General features: G+C 71.7%; 23 protein-coding genes and 1 pseudogene. 8 read left to right on the top strand and 16 right to left on the bottom strand.

Annotation, left to right across the window (positions count from 1 at the left end):
- Window positions 1-27 precede the first annotated feature (27 nt).
- Window positions 28-2,478, top strand: coding sequence for an alpha-L-rhamnosidase C-terminal domain-containing protein (locus tag ABH920_RS36355; protein ID WP_370353801.1), 2,451 nt, complete (start codon window positions 28-30; stop codon window positions 2,476-2,478).
- Between the two features lie 12 nt (window positions 2,479-2,490).
- Entirely contained in the window at window positions 2,491-3,762 is a 1,272-nt protein-coding gene (locus tag ABH920_RS36350) for a DUF3089 domain-containing protein (protein ID WP_370353800.1), read from the top strand.
- 32 nt (window positions 3,763-3,794) lie between these two features.
- Here ABH920_RS36350 and ABH920_RS36345 read toward each other — a convergent pair whose 3' ends face one another.
- The 4 genes from ABH920_RS36345 to ABH920_RS36330 form a co-directional block, all read right to left on the bottom strand.
- Window positions 3,795-4,952, bottom strand: coding sequence for an RNA polymerase sigma factor (locus tag ABH920_RS36345; RefSeq protein WP_370353799.1), 1,158 nt, complete (start codon window positions 4,950-4,952; stop codon window positions 3,795-3,797).
- Window positions 4,953-4,966: 14 nt separating this feature from the next.
- Entirely contained in the window at window positions 4,967-5,377 is a 411-nt protein-coding gene (locus ABH920_RS36340; protein WP_370353798.1) for a YciI family protein, read from the bottom strand.
- 11 nt (window positions 5,378-5,388) lie between these two features.
- On the bottom strand, window positions 5,389-5,871 hold the full coding sequence (locus tag ABH920_RS36335; protein ID WP_370353797.1) for a VOC family protein: 483 nt from the start codon (window positions 5,869-5,871) through the stop codon (window positions 5,389-5,391).
- A gap of 140 nt (window positions 5,872-6,011) precedes the next feature.
- Window positions 6,012-6,845, bottom strand: a complete 834-nt coding sequence (locus ABH920_RS36330; RefSeq protein ID WP_370353796.1) for an SAM-dependent methyltransferase — start codon at window positions 6,843-6,845, stop codon at window positions 6,012-6,014.
- Window positions 6,846-6,879: 34 nt separating this feature from the next.
- Between ABH920_RS36330 and ABH920_RS36325 the strand changes: the two genes are divergently transcribed.
- From ABH920_RS36325 to ABH920_RS36305, 5 genes are read left to right on the top strand one after another with little or no spacing between them, the layout of a single operon-like run.
- A complete protein-coding gene (locus ABH920_RS36325; RefSeq protein WP_370353795.1) occupies window positions 6,880-7,425 on the top strand; it encodes a MarR family winged helix-turn-helix transcriptional regulator in 546 nt (181 codons plus the stop codon).
- A gap of 48 nt (window positions 7,426-7,473) precedes the next feature.
- A complete protein-coding gene (locus tag ABH920_RS36320; protein ID WP_370353794.1) occupies window positions 7,474-8,346 on the top strand; it encodes a hypothetical protein in 873 nt (290 codons plus the stop codon).
- On the top strand, window positions 8,343-9,095 hold the full coding sequence (locus ABH920_RS36315) for an HpcH/HpaI aldolase/citrate lyase family protein (RefSeq protein ID WP_370353792.1): 753 nt from the start codon (window positions 8,343-8,345) through the stop codon (window positions 9,093-9,095). Before ABH920_RS36320 ends, ABH920_RS36315 begins: the two co-directional genes overlap by 4 nt.
- A complete protein-coding gene (locus ABH920_RS36310; protein WP_370353791.1) occupies window positions 9,092-9,565 on the top strand; it encodes a nuclear transport factor 2 family protein in 474 nt (157 codons plus the stop codon). Before ABH920_RS36315 ends, ABH920_RS36310 begins: the two co-directional genes overlap by 4 nt.
- Window positions 9,566-9,573: 8 nt before the next feature.
- Window positions 9,574-10,812, top strand: coding sequence for a DUF3500 domain-containing protein (locus tag ABH920_RS36305; RefSeq protein WP_370353790.1), 1,239 nt, complete (start codon window positions 9,574-9,576; stop codon window positions 10,810-10,812).
- 63 nt (window positions 10,813-10,875) lie between these two features.
- Here the strand turns inward: ABH920_RS36305 and ABH920_RS36300 are convergent, their stop codons facing one another.
- The 3 genes from ABH920_RS36300 to ABH920_RS36290 all read right to left on the bottom strand — a co-directional run bounded on the left by ABH920_RS36300 (window position 10,876) and on the right by ABH920_RS36290 (window position 14,104).
- Window positions 10,876-12,090: an acyl-CoA dehydrogenase family protein gene (locus tag ABH920_RS36300; RefSeq protein ID WP_370353789.1), complete on the bottom strand. Its 1,215-nt coding sequence runs from the start codon at window positions 12,088-12,090 to the stop codon at window positions 10,876-10,878.
- 38 nt (window positions 12,091-12,128) lie between these two features.
- On the bottom strand, window positions 12,129-12,623 hold the full coding sequence (locus ABH920_RS36295; RefSeq protein ID WP_370353788.1) for a flavin reductase family protein: 495 nt from the start codon (window positions 12,621-12,623) through the stop codon (window positions 12,129-12,131).
- Between the two features lie 116 nt (window positions 12,624-12,739).
- Window positions 12,740-14,104, bottom strand: a complete 1,365-nt coding sequence (locus ABH920_RS36290; protein WP_370353787.1) for a PucR family transcriptional regulator — start codon at window positions 14,102-14,104, stop codon at window positions 12,740-12,742.
- Between the two features lie 164 nt (window positions 14,105-14,268).
- On the opposite strand from ABH920_RS36290, the gene ABH920_RS36285 reads away from it, so the two are divergent.
- Entirely contained in the window at window positions 14,269-15,186 is a 918-nt protein-coding gene (locus ABH920_RS36285) for a LysR family transcriptional regulator (RefSeq protein WP_370353786.1), read from the top strand.
- A gap of 233 nt (window positions 15,187-15,419) precedes the next feature.
- On the opposite strand, the pseudogene ABH920_RS36280 reads toward ABH920_RS36285, so the two are convergent.
- The 9 genes and pseudogenes from ABH920_RS36280 to ABH920_RS36240 form a co-directional block, all read right to left on the bottom strand.
- Window positions 15,420-15,606 (bottom strand): annotated as a pseudogene (locus ABH920_RS36280) (SDR family NAD(P)-dependent oxidoreductase); the annotation flags it as partial.
- A 230-nt stretch (window positions 15,607-15,836) separates the two neighbouring features.
- Window positions 15,837-16,220, bottom strand: a complete 384-nt coding sequence (locus ABH920_RS36275; protein ID WP_370353785.1) for a DUF2255 family protein — start codon at window positions 16,218-16,220, stop codon at window positions 15,837-15,839.
- A 37-nt stretch (window positions 16,221-16,257) separates the two neighbouring features.
- Entirely contained in the window at window positions 16,258-17,268 is a 1,011-nt protein-coding gene (gene dmpG / locus ABH920_RS36270; protein ID WP_370353784.1) for a 4-hydroxy-2-oxovalerate aldolase, read from the bottom strand.
- Window positions 17,265-18,224 carry an acetaldehyde dehydrogenase (acetylating) gene (locus tag ABH920_RS36265; RefSeq protein WP_370353783.1) on the bottom strand — a complete coding sequence of 320 codons (960 nt, stop codon included), beginning with the start codon at window positions 18,222-18,224 and terminating at the stop codon, window positions 17,265-17,267. The genes dmpG and ABH920_RS36265 overlap by 4 nt, the downstream gene beginning before the upstream one ends.
- Window positions 18,221-19,033 carry a 2-keto-4-pentenoate hydratase gene (locus ABH920_RS36260; protein WP_370353782.1) on the bottom strand — a complete coding sequence of 271 codons (813 nt, stop codon included), beginning with the start codon at window positions 19,031-19,033 and terminating at the stop codon, window positions 18,221-18,223. The genes ABH920_RS36265 and ABH920_RS36260 overlap by 4 nt, the downstream gene beginning before the upstream one ends.
- A gap of 1 nt (window position 19,034) precedes the next feature.
- Window positions 19,035-19,970: a 2,3-dihydroxyphenylpropionate 1,2-dioxygenase gene (locus ABH920_RS36255; protein WP_370353781.1), complete on the bottom strand. Its 936-nt coding sequence runs from the start codon at window positions 19,968-19,970 to the stop codon at window positions 19,035-19,037.
- A complete protein-coding gene (locus tag ABH920_RS36250; protein ID WP_370353780.1) occupies window positions 19,967-20,845 on the bottom strand; it encodes an alpha/beta fold hydrolase in 879 nt (292 codons plus the stop codon). The genes ABH920_RS36255 and ABH920_RS36250 overlap by 4 nt, the downstream gene beginning before the upstream one ends.
- Window positions 20,842-21,345: a cupin domain-containing protein gene (locus ABH920_RS36245; RefSeq protein ID WP_370353779.1), complete on the bottom strand. Its 504-nt coding sequence runs from the start codon at window positions 21,343-21,345 to the stop codon at window positions 20,842-20,844. Before ABH920_RS36245 ends, ABH920_RS36250 begins: the two co-directional genes overlap by 4 nt.
- The gene (locus ABH920_RS36240) at window positions 21,345-22,103 is read right to left on the bottom strand and encodes an SDR family oxidoreductase (RefSeq protein WP_370353840.1); all 759 of its coding nucleotides are present in this window, start codon (window positions 22,101-22,103) and stop codon (window positions 21,345-21,347) included. Before ABH920_RS36240 ends, ABH920_RS36245 begins: the two co-directional genes overlap by 1 nt.
- Window positions 22,104-22,163 lie beyond the last annotated feature (60 nt).

The following is a 22,163-nucleotide window of genomic DNA, read 5'->3' as shown; positions in this document are numbered from 1 at the left end:
TCCCCTCCCTGCGAGAAAGGCACAACGATGAGCATTCCGGCGACCCAGGCGTGGCGGGGACAGTGGATCTGGACCGCGCAGACCGGCGTGGGAGCCCCGGCGCCCGACAATCCGATGAACGGCGCACTGGACCCGGAGTACTACGACCGGCGGGTGCTGTTCCGCAGGTCGTTCGAGCTGGCGGAGGTACCGGACGAGGCACCGTTCCGGATCACCGCCGACTCGCGGTACGTGCTGTACGTCAACGGAGTCGAGCTGTCGCGCGGGCCGATCCGCCACGGCCTGCGGGAGCTGCGCTACGACCACGGCGACGCGGCCCCGGTCCTACGCGCCGGGCACAACACCGTCGCGGTGTTCGCACGCTTCTACGGCAGCCGCACCGCGTGGTGGCTGCCGACGCCGACGACGTTCACGCTCGGCGGCGGCTCGCTGGTCGCCGAGCTGCGGGTCGGCGAGCAGTGGATCGCCACCGACGACAGCTGGCTGTGCCAGGAGGCGACGGCCTGGACCCCGTCCCGGCCGCTGACGACGATCTCGCCGCAGATCCCCGAGGTCTTCGACGCCCGGGAACTGGACCCGGAGTGGGCCTCGCCGCAGTTCGACGACTCGGATTGGGACGCGGCGCGCGTGGTCGCCTCGATCCACGTCGGCGGGACCGGACGCAGCAGGCCGCCCGCCGATCCCTACGGTGCGGTGCTCGCGCGCCCGATTCCGCAGCTGACGGCCACGCCGCAGTACCCGGAGTCGGTATCGCTCACCGCGCTTGTCGAACACAGCGATTGTTCGACCGCCGCCGACCACCTCACCACCGCCCTCCGCGAAACCGGCGAGAACCGCACCGACCCCGGCGCCTGGCGCCCCGGCCTGACCGTCCCGCCGGGCAGCCACCTCCTGGTCGTCGACTTCGGCAAGATCGTCAGCGGCACCGTCCGCTTCGCCCTCACCGCCCCCGCCGGCACCACGCTGACCGGCGCGCTCGTCGAGACCCCGAAGCCCGCCGCCCTGGCCAGCGCCCAGACCTTCCACTACACCGCCCGCGGCCGCGCCGACGCCTTCGAGGCCCACGACCCCTCCGGCGGCCGCTACCTGCTCCTGCTGACCGCCAGCCCCCTCACGCTCGACGACCTCGCCGTCGTCGAGCGCCTGCGTCCCCGCCCCGCCGGGCCGTACTTCGCGTGCAGCGATCCGCTGCTGAACCGCGTGCACGCCACCGGCCTGCGGACCGTCGACCTCACCGCACACGACGCCTACATCGACTGCCCCACCCGCGAGCAGCGCGCCTGGACCGGCGACTCGGTCGTGCACCAGTCCGTCGACCTGGTCGCGAACCCGGACTGGAGCCTGGCGCGCTGGCATCCGGTGCTGGCCGCGCGGCCGCGCCCGGACGGCCTGCTGCCGATGGTCGCGGCCGGGGACGCCGCCGACCCGGGCATCGTCAGCATCCCCGACTGGTCGCTGCACTGGATCCGCTCCGTGCACAACCTCTACCGCTACACCGGCGACGCCGACCTGGTCGGCGGCCTGATGCCGACCGTTGAGAACGTCCTACGCTGGTTCACCCCCTTCCTCGGCAAGGACGGCCTGCTGCACGACGTCACCGGCTGGGTCCTCGTCGACTGGTCGCCGGTCCCGGCCAGCGCCACCAGCGCCGCGCTGAACGCGCTGTTCGCCCGCGCGCTGGCGGACTTCGCCGAGATGGCCGACTGGCTCGGCGACTCCGGCCGGGCCCGCTGGGCCTGGACCCTGCACACCCGGCTGGCGCAGGGCTTCGACGTGTTCTGGGACGAGGACCGGTGGGCCTACCGGGACCAGATGATCGACGGCGTCGTGCAGCCCTCGGTCAGCGAACACACCAGCGCGGCGGCGGTCTGCGCCGAGATAGTCCCGACCGAGCGCCACGTCCGGCTGCGCACCTTCCTGCTCGACCGCGCGCCGATGTTCACCCGCTCCCCGGTGGCCGCGCACGGCAGCGACGCCGACGGCGCCCCGGCGGCGGCCGCGATGTTCGCCGCCCCGGTGCCGGACTGGGACACCGAGCACCTGGTCGTCGGCGCGCAGCCGTTCTTCCGCTACCTGGTGCACGACGCGCTCGCGCTGCTCGGCGCGGCCGACCGCGTCCCGGATCTGTGCCGCGACTGGGGCAAGCTCCTGGACGCCGGGCCCACGGCCCTGCGCGAGACGTGGGAAGGCGGCAGCGCCTGCCACGGCTGGTCCGCGACCCCCAGCCGCGACCTGCTGGTGTACGTACTCGGCATCACCCCCGCGGAGCCCGGGTACGCCCGGGTCCGCGTCGCACCCCGCCTCGGCGACCTCGACTGGGCCCGCGGCTCCGTGCCGACGCCGCACGGTCCGGTCGAAGTACGCGTCGACGACCTGTCGGTCCTCGTGGACTCCCCGGTCCCCGTCGACCTCAGCCTGCGCGACGACCAACCCCCCGTCAGCCTGCCGCCCGGTCGGCGCATGGTCCCGCTCACCTGAAGGAGTTCACGCATGATGCGAACCAGGACGTACCCGGCGCTCGCCGCCGGTCTGCTGCTGATCTCAGGACTCGTGGCCGCGGTGCCGGCATCGGCCACCTCGGGCACCTCGGGCACATCCGCCACCTCGGGTACATCGGCGACCTCGGCCGCGTCTCCCCTGGCAGCACCGGTGTGGCTGTGCAATCCGGCGCTGACGAACGACCCCTGCGGCCCGACCGTGCACTACCCCAGCGGGAAGACAGAGGACGTCGGAGCGGTCGACGAACCCTTCCAGATCCCCTCCGCGCCGCCGGTGGACTGCTTCTACATCTATCCGACGATCGACACCTTGCCGAACCCGCTGCTCCAGGTCGGCTCGCTGCCACCGACCCCCACCGACGCCGAGATGGCGGTGACGCTGGCCCAGGCCGAGCGCTTCGCCGGCACCTGTCGGATGTTCGTGCCCGTATACCGCCAGGCGCCGCTGACCGAGGTGGCGCTGGGACTCGTGCTGAAGTCCCCGGCTGACCTGGCCACCGGCGAGATGGACGTGGCGCAGGCCTGGCAGGACTACTGGACGCACGACAACGTCGACCCGGCCACCGGCCAGCGGCGCGGCGTGATCCTGATCGGGCACTCGCAGGGCAGCGCCGACCTCATCACCCTGATGCAGAACCAGATCGACGGGAACGCGGCGATGCAGCGGCAGCTGGTCGGGGCGTACCTGCTCGGCGGGAACGTGCAGGTGCCGGTCGGCGAGGCCGACGGCGGCGGCACCGACGCCGGGTCCACGTTCCAGCACATCCCGCTGTGCTCGAACGGCACGACGTTCGGCTGCGTGGTGGCCTACTCCAGCTACAACGAGCCGGCCGGCCAGGCCCCGGGCGCCACCGCGGTGTTCGGCCGGCCCACCGGCGCCGGGTACCAGATCGCGTGCACGAACCCGCACGCGCTGCTGGCCGGCGCCGCGCCCGACAGCCAGCAACCCCTGGACTCCTACCTGCCCTCGCGCCAGCTCGTCGACGGCAACGCCCTGCTCCCGAACGGCAACCTCGCCGTCGTCGCCGCCGGGTACACGCTGCCGGACGTCCCGGCCGGCTTCGCGCACTTCCGGGGCGAGCTGCTCGGGCAGTGCGAGAACCAGGACGGCGCCTCGTGGCTGGAGCTCACCGACCTCGGCGGCCTGTTGCCGACCTCGACGCAGACCTCGGATCTGGGAACGCACGTCGTGGACTACAACGTCGCGCTCGGGGATCTGACGGCGCTGGCGGCGCGGCAGGCTGCGGCCTGGGCCGCGCAGTAGGCCGATTCCGAAGCCCGGCTCGGGTGCGGCAGCTAGGAGCGCGACAGCTGCCGCACCCGAGCCGCCTCCCGCGTGAGGTGTTCCACCTCCGGCACGCTGGCGGCGGCGCGCGCCGCGTCCGCGTACAGCTCGGCGGCCGCTTCCAGATCCCCGGCGCGCTCGTGCAGGTACGCCGCCACCGCGGCGTGCCGGGGCACGTCGGCGTCCACGCCCGCCAGCGCCGCCAGGCCCGCCTGCGGCCCGTCGGCCTCGCCGACCGCGACCGCGCGGTTGAGGCGGACCACCGGGCTGTCGGTGAAGGCCAGCAGCTCGTCGTACCACTCCACGATCTGCACCCAGTCCGTCTCGGCGACCTTTGGCGCGTCGGCGTGCAGGGCGGCGATCGCGGCCTGCGCCTGATACTCGCCGAGCCGGTCCTTGGCCAGCGCGATCTGCAGGATCTCCACACCTTCGGCGATCAGCGCGGTGTCCCAGCGCGCGCGGTCCTGCTCGGCCAGCGGGATCAGCCTGCCGCCGGGGCCGGTGCGGGAGGCGCGCCGCGCGTGGTGCAGCAGCATCAGCGCCAGCAGGCCGGCGACTTCGGGTTCGCCGTCGGTCAGGACCACCAGGTGCCGGGTCAGCCGGATCGCCTCGGCGGCCAGGTCGACGTCGCCGCCGTAGCCCTCGTTGAAGACCAGGTAGAGCACGTGCAGGACAGTCGCCAGATCGCCGGGCTGGTCCAACGGCAGGCCCTCGATCCGGCGCTTGGCCCGCACGATGCGCTGCGCCATGGTCGCCTCCGGGACCAGGCAGGCCTGGGCGATCTGGCGCGTGGTGAGGCCGCCGACCGCACGCAGCGTCAGCGCGAGGGCCGCGGCCGCCGGGAGCGTCGGGTGCGCGCACAGGAAGTACAGCCGCAGCGTGTCGTCGGCGCCGGCGACCTCGCCGGCCGGCGGCTCGGCGTCCACGGCCAGCTCGCGGCGCTGGCGCGAGGTCTCGGCGCGCGCGGCGTCGACGAACTTGTGCCACGCGGCCGTGACCAGCCAGGCCTTGGGGTCGCGCGGCGGGTCCTCCGGCCAGGTCTGCAACGCCCGGATCAGCGCCTCCTGGACGGCGTCCTCGGCCGCGGCGAAGTCCGCCCCGCGCCGGACGAGGACGCCGATCACCGCCGGGACGAGGTCCCGGAGCAGCGGCTCGTCGAGTCCGCTCACTCGGCTCGCTCGGCTCATTCGGAGGACTTCGGGGCCTCGGCCCCCAGGAAGGGCCGGACCTCCAGCCACTCGTTCAGCGGCTCGCCGCCGGGGCCGGGCACGGCGGACAGCTCGCCGGCGATCTCGACCGCGCGGTCCCAGGAGTCGACGTCGATGATGTACCAGCCGGCGATCAGGTCCTTGGTCTCGGCGAACGGGCCGTCGGTGACCGGCGGCCGGCCCTGCCCGGCGTGGCGGACGAAGGTGCCGTCGGCGGACAGCGCCTGCATGTCGACGAACTCGCCGGACTCGTGCAGCCGGGCGGCGAAGTCGCGCATGAACTGGACGTGGGCGTCGACCTCTTCGGGCGTCCACTGGTCCATCGGCGGGAAGTCGACGGCCGGGGCCGGGCCGCCGCGGTAGTGCTTGAGCAGGAGATACTTCATGATCGTTTCCCTCAGCCCTTCTGTCCCGCGCTGATGTCCTCGTCCAGTTCGACGATGATGCCCTCCGGGCCGCGAAGGAAGCACATGAGGTACGCGTCCTGGTAGTTCTCGACCGAGCCGATGGTGTCGTAGCCCTGGGCGCGCAGGTCGGCGAGGATCCCTTCCAAGCCTTCGACCTCGAAGCAGATGTGGATCAGCCCGAGGCGGTTCGACGCCGGAGCGTGCGGGCCGAGCTTGTCGGGGGCGGCCAGGTGCTTGACCAGCTCGATCTGGCTGTGGCCGTCCGGCGTGCGGACGAAGACCACGTCGGACATCGGGTTCTCGAGGCCGATGATCCGCCCGACCATCTCGCCGCCGACCTGTGCCTCGCCGACCAGCTCCATACCGAGGCCGTCGAGGAAGAAGCGCTTCGCGGCGTCCATGTCCTCGACGTTGATGCTGACGTGGTCCATGCGCCGGATCTTCCGGACGTTCGTCGTGGGGGTGGTGGTCATGGCGGTTCTCCTTCGGTGTCGCGCGGCTCCGTCGGCCGCTTGCACCCCTGGGACGGAACCGGTCCGGCGTTCTCGACACCGGACCCGACCCACTATTCCAAGAACCGCCGCGATCCATCCAAGAACCGCCGCGATCGCGCTCAGCGCTTGAAGCCGACCCCGCCGTCCAGCCAGATCGTCTCCCAGTCCGCGCGCACCTCGCCGTCCGGGCGCCACAGCGGCAGCTGCACGACGCCGGGCTCGACGACGTCGAAGTCGCCGAACAACGCCGCTATCTCCTTGTGGTCCCGCACCACGAGCTTCGACTTCGCGTTGTCCCAGCCCTTGCGGGCCGCGGCGGAGACCTCGGGCTGGCCGCCGTCGGTGCCGTGCGAGATCACCAGGGCGCTGCCGGGGGCCAGGGCGTCGCGGAAGGTCTCCACGATGCCGGCGGCGTCCTCCTCGTGCGCGACGAAGTGCAGCAGCGCGACCATCAGAACCGCGACCGGCTGGTCGAAGTCGAGCAGTTCACGGACCTGCGGGTGCTCCAGGATCGACTTGGGCTCGCGCACGTCGGCGAGCACCACCGCGGTGTGGTTCTCATCGCCGGCGAGCAGGGCCCGGGAGTGGACGGCGACGATGGGGTCGTAGTCGACGTAGGCGACCCGCGCCTCGGGCCGGACCGCACGCGCCACCTCGCCGGTGTTACCCACACCGGGCAGGCCAGTGCCGATGTCCAGGAACTGCGTGATACCCGCCTCGGCGAGGTACCGGACAGCGCGGCCGAGGAAGGCCCGGTTCTCCAGCACCATGGCCCGGGCCGCGGGCGCGGCCTGCATCGCCACCTCGGCAGCCTCGCGGTCCACCTCGAAGTGGTTCTTCCCGCCGAGCATGTAGTCGTACATCCGGGCGGGATGCGGCTTGGTCTGGTCGATCTCCGGGGGGAGCCAGTCCGGCAGCAGCGGGCCGGTATCCGGCCCCAGTTCCTCGGTCATGCGGTGTGGCCCTCCCAGATCGGTGGCGGCGGGGGTGGCTTCGGTTACCCGTGCGGCGTCAGATTATCCGATCGGTCGTCGTGACCTGATATTCCTGCCGCACGGCTCCGAACACGATGACTGGGAGGCGTCCGAGGCGACCGATCCCCTCGATCGCCCGGCGCTTGGGCCGTGGCTGCCGGCCCGGCTGTCGATGGCCGACGAGGCCACGATGCGCCTGGGCGACCTGGCCCGGGAGTTCGGCAGTACCCTGCCTCGCCTGTCGAAGGTGATGGACCGCTTCGAGGCCCGTGACCGGGTCGTGCGCCCGCCCGATCCGGCCAACGGCCGGTACACCCTGGCCACGCTGACCGATGCCGGCCGGCAGAAGACCGCCGCGAGCGCACCGGAGCACGTCGCGCGAGTGAAGCGCCTCGTGTTCGATCCGCTCAGCGCCGCGCAAGCAACGCCGCCAGCTCGGCGCCGGGCTCACGGGCATCGCCGCCACCGTGCGCCAGGAGCTCGAAGGGGGGTGAGAGCCGCCGATGGTTCGGCTCAGCCGATCGGTGCGCTCGGAAACTCGCGATTGATCCCCGGCTGAGCCGGCGGGAGGCTCGTGTCGTCCACGCAGCACGCCAGGAGAGGCCCGATGAGCAGCGCCGCAATCGTAGGAACCCCCGTCGTCGACGAGATCTCACAGCGTGATCCGGACTCGGTCACGGCCGGTGGCAGCAGGACGTGGTCGGTGTGCGGCCGGAACTTCGTCGTGGCGATCACCGAGCTCGAAGCGGGTGACCGCCTGGCCGCACACCACCTGCCCGACGAGTACGTCCTGCTGGTCCAGGACGATGCCGTCGTAGGCGTGGAGCACGACGGTCGAGCATCAGTGGCCGTATCCGAGCCCGCACTCGTCGTCGTGCCGGCCGGCACCAGCTCCGTGCACGCGGTGGCCTCGACCACGGTGGCGCGGGTGTTCACCGCCCACTGCGACGAGCAGATGAGCCGGGCCGTCAACCATGCCGCCGGCGCCGACCCACGGACCGCACCGCTACCGGAGCCCGGCAACGCAGGCAGTGACGGCAACGGCGACAACAGCGGCGACGGAATCCGAATACATCGCCTGCGCGACATACCGGACGAGGAGGGACGCCTCGGCCGGATCTTCAGGACGGCCTCGCTGATGGTGAACTGGTTTCCGGTGCACGAGGGCCCACGCGACACCGAACGGCTCTCGCCGCATTCCCACGAGGACTTCGAGCAGCTGTCGGTGACCCTGGTCGGGGACTACGCCCACCACCTCCGGGTCCCGTGGACTCCCCGGATGAGCGAGTGGCGCGACGATCAGCACGTCCAGGTCGGCAGTCCCTCGATGACCCTGATACCGCCGACCGTCGTGCACACCACCCGGGCCGTGGGCCCGGGACCGCACACGCTCATCGACGTCTTCGCCCCGCCGCGCGAGGACTTCCTCGCCAAGGGCTGGGTGCTCAACGCCGGCGACTACCAGGGAGCCCGGCGGTGAAGGGCGATCCGTTCCCCCGGCTCGGAGCCTGGGTCAAGCTCCCGGCACCGGAGAGCGTCGAGCTGCTCGCGCTCGCCGGGTTCGACTTCGTCGTGATCGACGTCGAGCACGGCGCGATCGACACCCGCACGGCGTCGACCATGATCGGGATGGCCCGGGGCTGCGGGCTCGCGCCCTTCGTCCGGGTCGCCGGGACCGCGCCGCGCGATGTGCAGGTCCCGCTCGACGCCGGTGCGGCCGGCCTGTTCGTCCCGCAGGTCGGCGATGTCGGCCAGGCCCGGAAAGCGGTGCACGCGACCCGGTTCCCTCCGCTCGGGGGACGCGGGGCGAGCACCTCCGGCAGGGCCGGCCGGTGGGGGCTCGAAGCCCTCGGCGACTACCTGCGGACGGGCAATGACGACGTTCGCCTCGTCGTCCAGGCCGAGAGTGTCGGAGCGCTCGAGGCGATCGTCGAGATCGGCGAGGTCGCCGGTGTCGACGCGGTCTTCATCGGCCCGACCGATCTCGCGGTCTCCGCCGGGTTCGGCGAGGACGACAGCGCTCTGGCAACCCTCATCGCAGCGGCCGAACGACGCTGCGCCGAGCGTCACATCACTGTGGGGACCACGGCCTCGGGCAACGCGTCGGAGCTGCTGAACGACCGTGGATACAGCTTCCTGGTCCTGGGGGCCGACACCACGATGCTGCGCCAGGCCGCACGCACGTTGGTCAGCGGTGTACACAGCGCCACGACGGGAGCCGGCCGATGACCACCGAGACACAGACCCTCGCCCTGGTACACACCGAGCTCTCGATGCTGGTGACGGCATTGTGGTTCGAGATCGACCACGGCGACGGTTCGGCCGCCTCCGGCTTCTTCACCGCCGACGCCGAGCTGACGTTCTCGCGCCGGACCTTCCGCGGCACCGACGAGATCGACGGCGTGTACAGCGCCCGCACCGCGCGCGGGCCGCGCGTCTCGCGGCACCTGATGTCCAACCTCCACATCCTGCGGCACGAGACCGATCTCGTCGAAGCCGTGTCCGTCCTGGTGCTCCACGCACAAGACGGCGAGCCGCCGGTGCCGACGACCGTTCCGGTACTGGTCGCCGACGTGTTCGACCGTTTCGTGCGGATCGGCGGGCCGGACGGGGAGGCCCCCCGATGGCTTGTCGCCGCACGGCGGATCGAGAACCGCTTCCTCCTGCCGGGCGACGTCCTGGCCGTGCCCACCGAATAAGGAGACTGATGTCTCACCAGCGACACCCGGGAGACCTCCCGGTGCCGACCGCTCCCGGCGAGCTGCCGATCGTCGACTCCCATCTGTTCGACGACCTGCTTCCCGCCGAGGCGGCGTTCGAGCTCACGGCCGGCCTGCGCCGGCACCGCGAGCCCTTCGTCGGCATCACCGAGAACGGCACGCCGCGCACCGGCCTGTACCGTCTCGACGGCGCCGGGACGTCCCCGCGCTCCGCCGTGACAGCGGCCCGCGCCTACCTCGACGGTCTGGCGCCGCACCAGAAGGCGGTCGGCGCCCTGCCGATGGACGCCCCGGAATGGCGCCTGTGGACGAACGCGATCCCGACCTGGCACCCGAAGGGCATGCGGCTGGACCGGCTCGACGCCCGCGCCCGCGACCGCGCGCTCGCCGTCATCGGGGCGAGCCTCAGCCCTGCCGGCTACGCCCAGGTGCGCGCGGCGATGGCGCTCAACCAGAACCTGGGCGAGCTCATCGACGACTACCGGGACACCCTCACGGAGTTCGCCTACTGGTTCACCGTCTTCGGGACCCCCTCGGGCGGCTCCCCGTGGGGCTGGCAGCTGATGGGCCACCACGTGGACCTGCACTGCGTCTTCGTCGGAGGACACGTGGTCCTGGCCCCGGTGTTCCTCGGTGCCGAACCGACGACCGGAACCGGACGGTTCGAAGGCGTCCACGCTTTCGGCGACGAGACCGAGGTCGCCTTGGCACTGCGCCGAACCCTGGATCCCAACCGAGAGGACGAGTTCCTTATGGGGTCCTCGCTGGCCGCGCAGGACCTCCCACCCGAGCTCGCCGGTCCGTGGAACGGACGGCATCTCGCCGGCGCGGGAAGCGACAACCTCATCCTGCCGCCCGAGGGGATCGTCGCGGCGAGCCTGCCGCCCGACCAGCGTGACGGCCTGGTGGAGCTGATCCGGGTCTACCTCGACCGCCTTCCGACCTCACAGGCCGAGCGCACCCTGGCACTGGTCCGTGAGCACTTCGACGAGACGCGGTTCGCCTGGCGCGGCGGCCACGACGACGAATGCGCCTTCTACTACCGGATCCACTCCCCCGTACTCCTGGTCGAGTACGACAACCATCCTGGTGTCTTCCTCACCAATCCCGAGCCGGCCCGCTTCCACGTCCACACCATCGTGCGGGCACCCAACGGCAACGACTACGGACGCGATCTGCTCGCCCAGCACTACCGGCTGCACCACGGCGGTGAGGGAGCCGGGTGATCAGGGAGCGCATGGCGAAGGCCGGTCCACGACCTCGTGGACCGGCCTTCGCCATGGGTCGCCCTACACCATCGCCGAAACCGTGCCCCGGATGCCGAACAGCGACTTGCCGTAGATCTCGGCGGCCACCTCGGGATTGAGGACGGCATGACGGCTCCCGGCCTCGATGTCCCGCCAGAAGCGCTGCAACGGGTTGGACTCGCCGAAGCTCGAAGCCCCCTGGGCGGAGCACACGATGCGGACCGCCTCGCGCGCGTGGACCGCGGCCGTTCCCGCGTCCATCCGCATCCGCGCCCGGGCGTCGTAGTCAGGGAACACCCCGGCCCGCGCGGCCTCGTCGATGTCCGCGGCCGCACGGTAGGCATGCAGTTGGGCGGTGTCGGCATGCGAGGCGGCGTTCGCGGCGGCGAGCTGGACTGTGGGCGCCTCGGCCTGGGAGGTATAGCCGGTCAGCGTCAATCCCCGCCGCGGAGCCCGCTCGACCAGCAGATCGACGGCGGCAGCGGCCAATCCCAGCTGCGGCCCGGTCAACACGAGCGCGGTCACCGGCACGAACGGCGCCCGGTAGAGCGCCTCGTCGGAGAAAGGAGTCGCGTATCGGCCCTCGACCGCGTCGGGGATGGAGTGGAAGCGGTGCGCCGGCACGAACAGGTCCTCGCCGACGAGCGTGTTCGACGCGGTCCCGCGCATCCCCGTCACGAACCAGGTGTCCTCGACGGTCAGCTCCGACATCGGCGCGAGCACGATGCCGACGGCGTCCGGCGTGCCCTCGGCGTCCGGCCGGGTCACTCCGAGCACCGCCCACTCAGCGTGCGCACACCCCGAAGCGGGAGCCCAGCGCCCGCTCACCCGGAACCCGCCCTCGACCACGCGTGCGGTGCCCGAGGGGGTCACGACGCCGGCGACCCGCGCGCCGGGGGTGAGGGCCCAGACATCGTCCTGGGCCTGGGCGGGGAACAGCCCGACGAACCACGCGTTGGCGTTGAGCAGGGAGGTCAGCCAGGCGGTGGAGCCGCAGGCGCGCCCGACCTCGCGGCCGACCTCCAGCAGGGTGCGGAAGTCGCTCTCCAGACCGCCGTAACGAGCGGGCTGCATCAGCGTGAGCAGGCCGGCCTCGGCCAAGGCGTCGATGTTCTTCTCGGGCACCCCGCGCTCGCGGTCGGTCAGTTCGGCGTTGTCGGCGAACAGCGGCCGCAGCGCGGCGGCGCGCTCGACGAGGTCGGCCCGCAGTGCGCGTTCGGCGTCGGTGCGGTGCGGAACATCCATAGAGATACTCATCGTCCTGACTCCAGTGTCGGGGATCATGCGGGGTACGGTCAGCTCGCGACAGCGAGGCCGGAATGCGTGCCGAAGACTCGGCGCGCGTAGATCAGCGGGGCCGCGGAGGTGGACTCCGCCTCCTCGACGCGTACAACGAGCAGCACATGGTCGCCGCCGTCCACGTGGCGCTCGACCCGTCCCGCCGTCCAGCCGGCGGACTCGGGCAGGTACGGCAATCCGGCACGGATCCTCCACGCGACGCCGTCGAACTTTCCGTCCGGTCCCCGGCCCGGCCGGGCGAAACCCGACGCCAGCTCCTGCTGGTGGGCACCGAGGATGTTCACCCCGACCCGGCCGGTCGGCGGAAGGTAGGGCAGCAGCCGCGAGGCGCGGTCCAGGGCGAAGCTCACCAGCGGAGGGTCGAGCGAGAGCGAGGCGAAGCTCGACACGGTGCTGCCGCGCGGCCGCCCGTCGGCGGTCATCGCCGTCACCACGGTGACCGGGGCACAGACCCCGCTCATCAGCTCGACGAAGGTTTCTCGGTCGATCATCGTGGGCCTCCCGGTGCGCTCGACTCGGTCAGTCGGGATGCGTGGCCTGGCCGATCACCACGTCCGACACCACGAAGTCAACTCCGGTCCACCGGGCGGCTGCTTGGTCTGCCGGCTCAGAATCCCGGCCGCCCGTTGGTCTGCCGCGGCAGGAGAACCGCGTCCCCCAGTTCCTCGGCGAGTATCAGGGCGGTGTGGACGGCGACGCGGCGGTCATCGAGGTCGTGTCCCAGCAGCTCCTGGGCCCGCTTCACCCGATAGGTGACAGTCCCCCGCGCCACATGCAGCCGCCGGGCGACCTCCACGAGGCTGCGCTCGGCACCGAGGTAGTGGTAGAGCGTGGTCCGCAGCGCCTCCATGGGCTCGCTGCGGACGGCCAGCCCGCCGAGTTCGCGTCGCACGAACTCGCCGGCGGCATCGAGATCGGCGGCCAACAGGGCCACGGCGGCGACCTCGCTGTAGGCGGTCGCGGGCCTCGGAACCCGCCCGGCCGCGCGACGCAGCTGCTCGACGCGCTCTGCGCGCTCGGCCTCGCGGTGCGAGCGGCGGAAGCCCGCGACGCCGTCGCCCGGGGTCCCGAAGGCCGCCTGCATCCGCTGCCGGGACAACGCCTCCGCGACGTCCTGCGACAAACCGGTCCGGCCCATGCCGTCCCGAGGCACGGAGCCCCACGCCCACAACCGCCCCGAGGCCACCGGCACGACCAGCGTCATGGTGGCACCCCGGGCCCGGAGCACTTCGGTCGCCGCCGCCTGCAGCTTCGAGCCGCCGTTCGGCGAGTCCGACCACACCACCACGGCCTCGTGGGTCCGCCGCAGGTCGTAGCCCAGGGCACGCGAAGCCTCGGCCACGTCCGACGTCGTGGCGTCATCCAGCAGGGAACGGACGATGTCGGCCCGGGCCGCGGCGGCGCTGGTGCTCCACACCGCGTGTTCCGCGAGGTAGGTGCGGATCATCGTGTCGGAGAGGTCGTCGACGTAGGAGAACAGCTCGCGCGAGACCGCTGTCACCTCCTCGACCGCCGCCTCCGGGTCGACCAGCTCCGCGCAGGCCCGTAGGAACGCCTCGGTCGTCGCCGCGTGCCCGATCCGGACGCCGTGCAGCACCTGCTCCAGCGGGACGCCACGGTGCACGAACTCGCGGATGCCCTCCAGGGTCGCCTCATCGGTGGGCGGGACGGCCGCGCGGCCTTCCACCAGCGCGAACAACGCCCACAGGGTCGTCGCCTCGTTGGCCCGGCGAAGCATCGCGACCCCGGCCGGGCTGCCGCCGAGGACCGGCGCCTCGCCGACGATCCGCCGAACGACCGCCGAACTCAGCTCGATCGCCCAGCGCACGGGGTCCGCACCGACGCGCGCGACGGCGTCGTCGATGGTCGAGCGCGGACACTCCGCTTGGTCGAGGTCGATCTCGCTCCGCGGATTCAGCTCTGCGATCCAGGCCCGCTGCGACCGAAACGGCTGCCGACCGGTTTCCGTCACGCTGCCCTCCCTCGACCTACGACGTCGCGCCGAAGTCCGCAGCCAGGGCGGATGTGGTCCACTAAGATTCTCAATCCGATCGAAGGGCTGATCAACGGCGGGCTGCCGAAGCCACCGTTCGGCTGAGCCGAACGATGCGACCGCGGCGCGACGGGAGGACGGCAGTGAACCTACGTCAGATGGAGTGCTTCCTCGCTGTCGCGGACGAACTGCACTTCCGGCGCGCCGCCGACCGGCTGGGACTGGCTCCTCCCAGCGTCAGCGAAGCTGTCGCCGGCCTGGAGCGCAGCCTCGGCAGCCGACTCGTCGAGCGCACGAGCCGACGAGTGCAGCTGACGCCCTTCGGCGCCGAGTTCGCCGCCGCGATCCGGCAGCCGATCGAGGCGCTGCACCAGGCCCACCGGACCGCCCGCCTGCGCTCGGTGCACCACCGCGACCTCGTGGTCGCCCACACCCCGGAGCTGGGACAGCTGATCCTGCCCAGGCTGGTCGACGCCTGGCCCGGCGCCGGCGACGACCAGGCCCGGGACCGGTGGCGCCCGGTCTCCATGCACACCCCCGAGCAACTCGCCGCCGTGGCGGACGGCGAGGTGGACGTGGGCCTGTGCTGGTCGGTCCCCGAGCAGCCCGGCATCACCAGCACCGTGCTCGGCGAGTTCCCGCTGGTCGCCGTGCTGCGGGCGTCGGACCCGCTGGCGAGCTGCCGCGAGGTGACGCTCGCGGACCTGCGTACCCGTCAGATCCTGATCACCCCGCGCGCCGACAACCCCTACCTGGAAAGCCGGCTGCAGGCGGACATCGTCCGCGCCAGCATCCCCCGTACCCACGTCGAGGAAGTGGGGCGCTACGACGAGCTGGCCGTCCACGTGGCCACGCGCGGACACGTGGGCGTCCACCCCGGACCGATCGCGTTGACCAACCCGGTGCCCAGCGTCGTGTTCCGCCCGATCGCCGACGCCTCCGACAGAGTACGGATCTGCGCGATCAGCCACGCCGAAGCCCACACCGAATCGATCGCGGCGCTCGTCGCGGCCATGCAGTTGATCGTCGGCTCGCTCGACATCGACGCCAAGCTCACCTGACCCACCCGGTTCGGTGTCAGTGTAATGCGGGTGCAGGATCGGACCCAGCACGGCCGCGATGGCGCCGCCGACGATGAGGTCGGCGCGCGATGTGGCCGAGGTGAGCAGCCAGGTGCCGAGGATGGCACCGGTGGCGAAGGAGAGGAAGAACGGCTTGCCGGGCGCCGACTCCTGCTGGTTGACCACCATCCTGACGGCCTGGGCCGCGAGGTCCTCAGTCAGGTGGTAGCCCTGCTCTGCCACGCTCGCGTCATCGGTCACGTCGATAGGCACCGGAAACGCCTCGACACCATCGGCCCGCAGCCTGGCCACCGCGTCTTCCTGACGCCCCGGATCGCGGTCACCGATCCCGACACTCCAACCGAGCGCACCGAGACCGGCCGCGATCTCGAATCCAATTCCCTGATTCGCTCCGAGCATGGTGGCGGCTCGGCGGCGAACCAACACCGTCTGGGTACGGCACCGATACCCAAAAGGCATTGCCGACGGCCTGACCGTGTGCGCAACTTGTCGTGGTGGCTACTGCCGCACGAAAGAGCGGCGCTGCTGCTCTGTGTGTGGGCGGGTGGCTTGCAGGCGTCTGTTGCGCGTGGGCCGTCGCCAGCCGAAGCCGCCCGGATGATCATCCGGGCGGCTTCGGCGTCCTCGCTCTACCGGGGGTTGAGTTGCAGTGTGGTCACTGCGGCTGTGGCTGTCACCATGGAACCGGCAGCATCGCGGCCGTACTTGGATCGGTAGGCGTCGTCGACGTTGGCGGTGACTTGGGGCGACGCGTTGCCGATGTCCTCGATGGCGACGTCGGCTTCCAGGCCCGGCACACGGATGCGAGCTCGGCGGGACCGCAGGGCCTGGCCGAACCAGCCGGTGTCTCGTCGATACCAGGTCCGCACGTACGCCTGGCCATCGGCGCAGACTACCCATACCGGTACCCATTTCCGCGAGCTGCCGTCGGAGCGTTCGACGGCGATCTCCAGCTCGCGCGCGGCATCCAGCTGACGTAGGTCTTCCGGAGACCATGAGGCAGTCATCGGCATGGCCCTCCTCGGCAGTCGGCTTCGGGTCGGTGGCGCGCTATACGGATCTTCCCATCCCCAGGGCGATGTCGACGAGCATGTCCTCCTGGCCGCCGACCAGGCCTCGTCGGCCGGCCTCGATGAGCAGGGCGCGGATGTCGACGCCGTACCGGTCGGCGGCGGTCTCGGCGTGTCGCAGGAAGCTGGAGTAGACACCGGCGTAGCCGAGGGTGAGGGTCTCGCGGTCCACCCGCACGGGCCGGTCTTGGAGGGGCCGGACCAGGTCGTCCGCGGCGTCCTGGAGGGCCAGCAGGTCGCAGCCGTGCTCCCAGCCTTCGAGGTCTGCGACGGCGATGAAGGCCTCGATCGGGCAGTTGCCCGCCCCGGCGCCGTGGCCGGCCAGCGAGGCGTCGACGCGGGTGGCGCCCTCCTCGACGGCGGCCAGGGAGTTGGCGACCGACAGCGAGAGGTTCTCGTGCGCGTGGATGCCGATCTCGGTGGCCGGATCCAGGATGTCGCGGTAGGCGCGAACCCGGTCGCGGACACCGTTCATCGTCAGGTGGCCGCCGGAGTCGGTCACATAGACGCAGTGCGCGCCGTACGACTCCATCAGGGCGGCCTGGCGCGCCAGGTCCGCGGCCGGGGCCATGTGGCTCATCATCAGGAATCCCGAGACGTCCATGCCGAGTTCGCGGGCCGTGGCGATGTGCTGCGCCGCGATGTCGGCCTCGGTGCAGTGCGTGGCGATCCGCACCGAGCGCACGCCGAGCCCGAAGGCCTGCTTCAGGTCCTCGACGGTGCCGATGCCCGGGAGGAGCAGGGTGGTGAGCCGCGCCGTGGTCAGGCTCTCGGCCACCGCCTCGATCCACTCCGGGTCGGTGTGGCTGCCCGGCCCGTAGGTGAGGCTGGTACCGGCCAGGCCGTCTCCGTGGGCGACTTCGATGCCGTCGACACCCGCCGCGTCGAGGGCGGCGGCGATCCGCGCGGCCTGTTCGGGGTCGATGCAGTGCCGGGTGGCGTGCATGCCGTCGCGAAGAGTGACGTCCTGGATGAACAGCCGGGTGCTCATTTCACCGCCTGCGGGGTTCGGGCCGCGATCTGTTCGCCGACGCGCAGCGCGGCCGAGGTCATGATGTCCAGATTCCCGGCGTACGCCGGCAGGTAGTGCCCGGCGCCCTCGACTTCGAGCAGGACGGTGACCTGGTGGGTCACCGTCCGGTCCGCGACCAGGGTGTGCGGTCGGCCTTCGACGGCCGTGATCTGCACCGGGCGCTTGAGACGGTAGCCGGGGACGTAGGCGGACACGTCAGCGATCATGCGTTCGACGGCTTCGGCGATCCGCGCGCGGACCGTGGGGTCGGGAGCGTCCACCAGGCAGAGCACCGTGTCGCGCATGATGAGGGCCGGCTCGGCCGGATTGAGGATGATCACGGCCTTGCCGCGCTCCGCACCGCCGACGGACTCGACGGCGCGTGCGGTGGTCTGGGTGAACTCGTCGATGTTGGCGCGCGTGCCGGGGCCGGCCGATCTGGAGGCGATCGAGGCGACGATCTCGGCGTAGCGCACCGGCGCTTCTCGCGCGACGGCCGCGACGACGGGGATCGTCGCCTGGCCGCCGCAGGTGACCATGTTGATGTCGGCCGCGTCCAGGTTCTCCGCGAGGTTGACCGCGGGGACCACGAACGGTCCGAGAGCGGCCGGAGTCAGGTCTATCAGCCGTTTGCCATATGGCGCGAGCGCCCGGGCGTTGGCCACGTGCGCCCCGGCCGAGGTGGCGTCGAAGACGATCCGGATGTCGTCGAAGCCGGGCATGGCTATCAGACCTTTGACACCCTGATCGGTGGTCGCGACACCGAGCCGGCGGGCTCTTGCCAGACCGTCGGAGCCGGGGTCGATGCCGACCATCGCCGCGATCTCCAGGTGCCGGCTGAATCGCAGCATCTTGATCATCAGGTCGGTTCCGATGTTGCCCGAGCCGATGACGGCTGCCTTCAACCGGTCGTGCACCACACTCTCGCCGTTCATGAAGCGCCTCCCGTGAAGCTCGCTGTGACCTCGCCGATGCCGCTGATCCGCGCGTGGAAGCGGTCCCCCGGCGTGACCGGCACCATGGGTCCCAGCGCACCGGACAGGACGATCTCCCCGGCCCGCAGCGGTCGGCCGCGGTCGCGCGCGGTCGCCGCCAGCCACGCGACCGCGGCGAGCGGATCGCCGAGGCAGTCGGCTCCCGAGCCGGTCGAGACCACGTCGTCGGCACGCAGCAGGGACATGCGGCAGGCGGGCAGGTCGAGTTCGGTGACGTCGGTCTGCAGGTCCCCCAGGACGAACAGTCCCGAAGAAGCGTTGTCCGCCACGGTGTCCACGATGTCGATGTCCCATTCGGCGATCCGGCTGTCCACGATCTCCAGCGCGGCGACGACGTACGCGGTGGAAGCGGCCACGTCGGAGGGGCCGATCACCGGAGCGGTCAGATCGTGCGCGAGGATGAACGCGATCTCCGCCTCGATCTTGGGTTGGAGGGTACGTGCGATCTCGATGGGAGCATCGGGCCGGCATCGCATGGTGTCGAGCAGGACGCCGAAATCGGGCTGGTCGACACCCAGCTGCCGCTGCACGACCGGATTGGTCAGGCCGATCTTGCGTCCCACGATCCTGGCACCGGCCGCCTGCTGTCCGGCGACCCAGGTGGACTGGACGGCATAGGCGGCGTCCACATCGCCGGCGGGCAGCAGGGCGCGCACCGGGGCACAAGGGCGCCGTGTCGCGCGCGCCGCGCTGAGCCGGTGCAGCGCCTCGGTGGCGTTGACGTCGAGCGTCGTGTCGGGCGGGGGCATATCAGTCCACCTCGAAGGTCGTGGCGATGCCCATACCCGTGATCCACTCGGGGACGGCCTCGTAGCTGGTCCACACGAACGGCCGGTCCACGGCGGCGCACCCGATGAGCCACGTCCGGATCTCGTGCCCGCCGCTCCCGGCCTGCTCTTCGAGCCCTTCGTCGCCCAGCGCGGTGACCGGCGCGAGGTCCGGGGTCGTCAGCTGTTTGAGGAACCAGGCGTCCCAGACAGCATTGACGGGGGCGTTCGGATCGCCTCCCATGGCCCGGACCCGGGGTTCGCGCGCCGCGGCGAAGGCTTGGAGGTCCGCGCGTCCGTGAATCACCGCCGCGCGCCGTTCACCGTCCACGGCGGGGTCGCGCGGGTCGTTGGACGGCAGCCAGTGCGAGAGCCCGCCGCTGGCGACGACGAGCACGCGCCCGGCGAAGTCCGCGCCGCGGACTGCCGCGCCGAGCGCCCGGCCCAGCTGGACGCAGCGCGGCATGCTCGGCAGCGGCGGGGCGGCGGTGTTGACGATCAGCGGGACGAGCGGGATCGGACGCGCGCCGCGGACCATCTCATAGCTCTGCGTCACTCCGTGGTCGACGGTCAGCGCGTAGGACAGCGACAGGTCGAATCCGTCGGCCGCCAACGCGTCCCGGACCGACCAGGCCAGCCGCCGCGCGACCGGCAGCGGCCCGGACCGGCTGCCGAAGTCGCCGAATCCGGTGGCCTCCTCCACGCCGAGGACGAACGGCGGCATCTGGTCGTAGAAGTTCGCGTGGAAGTGATCCGGGCCGATGACGATGACGGCGTCGGGCTCCAGCCGGGTCACGGCCGCCGCCACCCGGGCGGCGTCGGCGAGGAACCGGCCGCCGGGCTCGGCGGGGCCGCGGGGCGGCGTCATCGTCGCGAACGGCGAGTGCGAGATGCCGACCAGGCCGATGATCTCGCTCATGCCGGGTCCTTGCCGAGGATGAGGAAGTCGTGGTGGGCGCGCAGGAACTCGTCCTTCTTCTCCCACTGCGGCCAGTGGCCGGCGTCGGTGATCACGTGCAGGCGGGCGTCGGGCAGCCAGCGCAGCAGCAGCTCGGCCTCGTCGAGCCCGCCGGTGGGATCGTGATCGGTCCACAGCAGCAGCGTCGCGGCGGTGACCCGGCCGACCCAGGCCGGGCGCCAGGCGAAATCCTTGCGTATCTCAGGATCCTGCAACACCAGTGTGTTGGTGATCGCCTGGAGGAACCCGGGGCGGCTGTAGACCGCGCGGCGCAGGTTCACCAGCTCGTCGGTCACCATCTCCTTGTGGTGGAACAGGAACTCCACCCGGCGGCGCACCGTCTCATCGCTGGGATCCCGGACGGCGGCCAGGGTGCTCTCGCGCATCCGGACCATCACCTCCGGCTTGCCGGCGATGTTGCCCGGGGTGTTCAGGACCAGCCGCTCGACACGTTCCGGGTGGTGTGCGGCGGTCCAGGCGACGACCCAGCCGCCGAGCGACTCGCCGGACAGGTGCGCCGATCCGATGCCGAGCGCGTCCATCAGTCCGAGCAGGTGCTCGGACAGGACGTCGATGGTGTAGGGCCGGTCGGGGAGGTCGGACCAGCCGTGGCCGACCATGTCGTAGGCGGTGACGCGGAAATCCGCGGCCAGCCCGGCGATGTCGCGGGCGTACGCCTCCAGGTGTCCGCCGGTGCCGTGCAGCAGGATCAGGTCCGGACCCGACCCGGCTCGCAGCACCCTGGTACGCACGCCGCCGACGTCCACGTGGCGGAGTTCGTGGTCGACGTCGGCCAGCTCGCCCCAGACGCTGATGTGCTCGGGAAGCGCGCTCATCGCGGGTCCTCTCCGAATCGGGCGCGAGCCTCGGCCACGGTCGCCAGGCCCGCGCTCTGCCGCCGGCCGACGCCGAGCAAACCGAGCAGGCGGGAGTTCTCGATGGTCAGGAAGTCGACCGGCTCGGTGGCCGAGTCGTTGTAGTGGCGGTGCCAGGTCCAGGGCGGGGTGTAGACGAAGTCTCCGGTAGACCAGGACTCGGTTTCGTCCTCGACCTCGCTGTGTCCCTCGCCGCTGATGACGAAGTGCACCGTCTCGTGGTGGTGGCGCTGCATGTCCGAGCTGAGCCCCGGCGGGATGGTCTGCCGGAAGATCTCGAAGGTGGCGGTCGGCAGCTTGCCGGCGATGGACAGCTTGGTGGGGTTGTGTACCTGGTCCGCCGGCAGGGTTTCGAGCTCTGCGGCGTGCACGACCACGGGCCGCGCGGCGCTGGGTCGCACGGTGTCCGACAGGGCGCCGAGGAAGTCGGCGAGTGCGAATTCGTCTCCTGATTGGGCCATCAGATGGTTTCCGTTCTTCCGCCGTCGACCGTGAGCACGGTCCCGTTGATGTAACTCGCGGCCGCCGAGGCGAGGAAGGCCACGGCCGCTCCGATCTCCTCGGGCCGCCCGGCGCGGCCGGCCGGGATCCCCGCGGCGTCGGCGGCGTCGAGGTCCTCGAACGCGACGCCGCCGGTTCGGGCGCGGGCGTCGAGGATCTCGCGGCGGCGCTCGGTGGCTGTGGCTCCCGGCGCCACGCAGTTGACCGTGACCCCGTCGGACGCGAACTCCCGGGAGAGCAGTTTGGCGGCGGCCGTGACCGCGGACCGTAGGACCACCGACGTCGCCAGGTCCGGCTGGGGTTGGCGTACCGCCCCCGAGGTCACGAACACGACCCGGCCGAAGCCCCGTGCGGCCATCCCCGGCAGGGCGAGCCCGGCCAGGCGGAGCGGGCCGCGCAGCAGGAGCTCGAAGGCCCGCTGCCACTGCTCGTCATCGACGTCCAGGACCCGCCCGGGCGGCGGTCCACCGGCGTTGAGCACGAGGACGTCGAGCGTGCCGTGCAGGCGCTCGACCTCGGCCAGTGCCGCGGCCGCGGCCGCGGGCTCCGCCACGTCGTTCACCAGTGCGCTGACGGTGCCGCCGGTCGTCTCCGCGAGGTGCAGCGCCGCGGATTCCAGCGGCCCGGCCCGCCGGCCCGTGATCACCACGCGGTGCCCCGACCCCAGCAGCTGTTCGGCGACCGCGTATCCGATTCCGGCGCTGCCGCCGCCGACCAGAGCGTTGCGAGCGTTGATGGTGGCCTCCTGTCGTCGCGTGCTGGGCTGGGCGGCCGCAGC

This window comes from Catenulispora sp. EB89, assembly GCF_041261445.1.
GTDB lineage: Bacteria > Actinomycetota > Actinomycetes > Streptomycetales > Catenulisporaceae > Catenulispora.
Note: the sequence above shows the minus strand (reverse complement) of the source record. Positions and strands in the feature narration are given on the sequence as shown.

Excerpts from the sequence above, each read along its gene's own strand:
- ABH920_RS36355 (WP_370353801.1), top strand. The coding sequence starts at position 28 with ATGAGCATTCCGGCGACCCAGGCGTGGCGGGGACAGTGGATCTGGACC.
- ABH920_RS36350 (WP_370353800.1), top strand. The coding sequence starts at position 2,491 with ATGATGCGAACCAGGACGTACCCGGCGCTCGCCGCCGGTCTGCTGCTG.
- ABH920_RS36340 (WP_370353798.1), bottom strand. The coding sequence starts at position 5,377 with ATGAAGTATCTCCTGCTCAAGCACTACCGCGGCGGCCCGGCCCCGGCC.
- ABH920_RS36335 (WP_370353797.1), bottom strand. The coding sequence starts at position 5,871 with ATGACCACCACCCCCACGACGAACGTCCGGAAGATCCGGCGCATGGAC.
- ABH920_RS36330 (WP_370353796.1), bottom strand. The coding sequence starts at position 6,845 with ATGACCGAGGAACTGGGGCCGGATACCGGCCCGCTGCTGCCGGACTGG.
- ABH920_RS36320 (WP_370353794.1), top strand. The coding sequence starts at position 7,474 with ATGAGCAGCGCCGCAATCGTAGGAACCCCCGTCGTCGACGAGATCTCA.
- ABH920_RS36310 (WP_370353791.1), top strand. The coding sequence starts at position 9,092 with ATGACCACCGAGACACAGACCCTCGCCCTGGTACACACCGAGCTCTCG.
- ABH920_RS36305 (WP_370353790.1), top strand. The coding sequence starts at position 9,574 with ATGTCTCACCAGCGACACCCGGGAGACCTCCCGGTGCCGACCGCTCCC.
- ABH920_RS36300 (WP_370353789.1), bottom strand. The coding sequence starts at position 12,090 with ATGAGTATCTCTATGGATGTTCCGCACCGCACCGACGCCGAACGCGCA.
- ABH920_RS36295 (WP_370353788.1), bottom strand. The coding sequence starts at position 12,623 with ATGATCGACCGAGAAACCTTCGTCGAGCTGATGAGCGGGGTCTGTGCC.
- ABH920_RS36275 (WP_370353785.1), bottom strand. The coding sequence starts at position 16,220 with ATGCCGATGACTGCCTCATGGTCTCCGGAAGACCTACGTCAGCTGGAT.
- dmpG (WP_370353784.1), bottom strand. The coding sequence starts at position 17,268 with ATGAGCACCCGGCTGTTCATCCAGGACGTCACTCTTCGCGACGGCATG.
- ABH920_RS36265 (WP_370353783.1), bottom strand. The coding sequence starts at position 18,224 with ATGAACGGCGAGAGTGTGGTGCACGACCGGTTGAAGGCAGCCGTCATC.
- ABH920_RS36260 (WP_370353782.1), bottom strand. The coding sequence starts at position 19,033 with ATGCCCCCGCCCGACACGACGCTCGACGTCAACGCCACCGAGGCGCTG.
- ABH920_RS36255 (WP_370353781.1), bottom strand. The coding sequence starts at position 19,970 with ATGAGCGAGATCATCGGCCTGGTCGGCATCTCGCACTCGCCGTTCGCG.
- ABH920_RS36250 (WP_370353780.1), bottom strand. The coding sequence starts at position 20,845 with ATGAGCGCGCTTCCCGAGCACATCAGCGTCTGGGGCGAGCTGGCCGAC.
- ABH920_RS36245 (WP_370353779.1), bottom strand. The coding sequence starts at position 21,345 with ATGGCCCAATCAGGAGACGAATTCGCACTCGCCGACTTCCTCGGCGCC.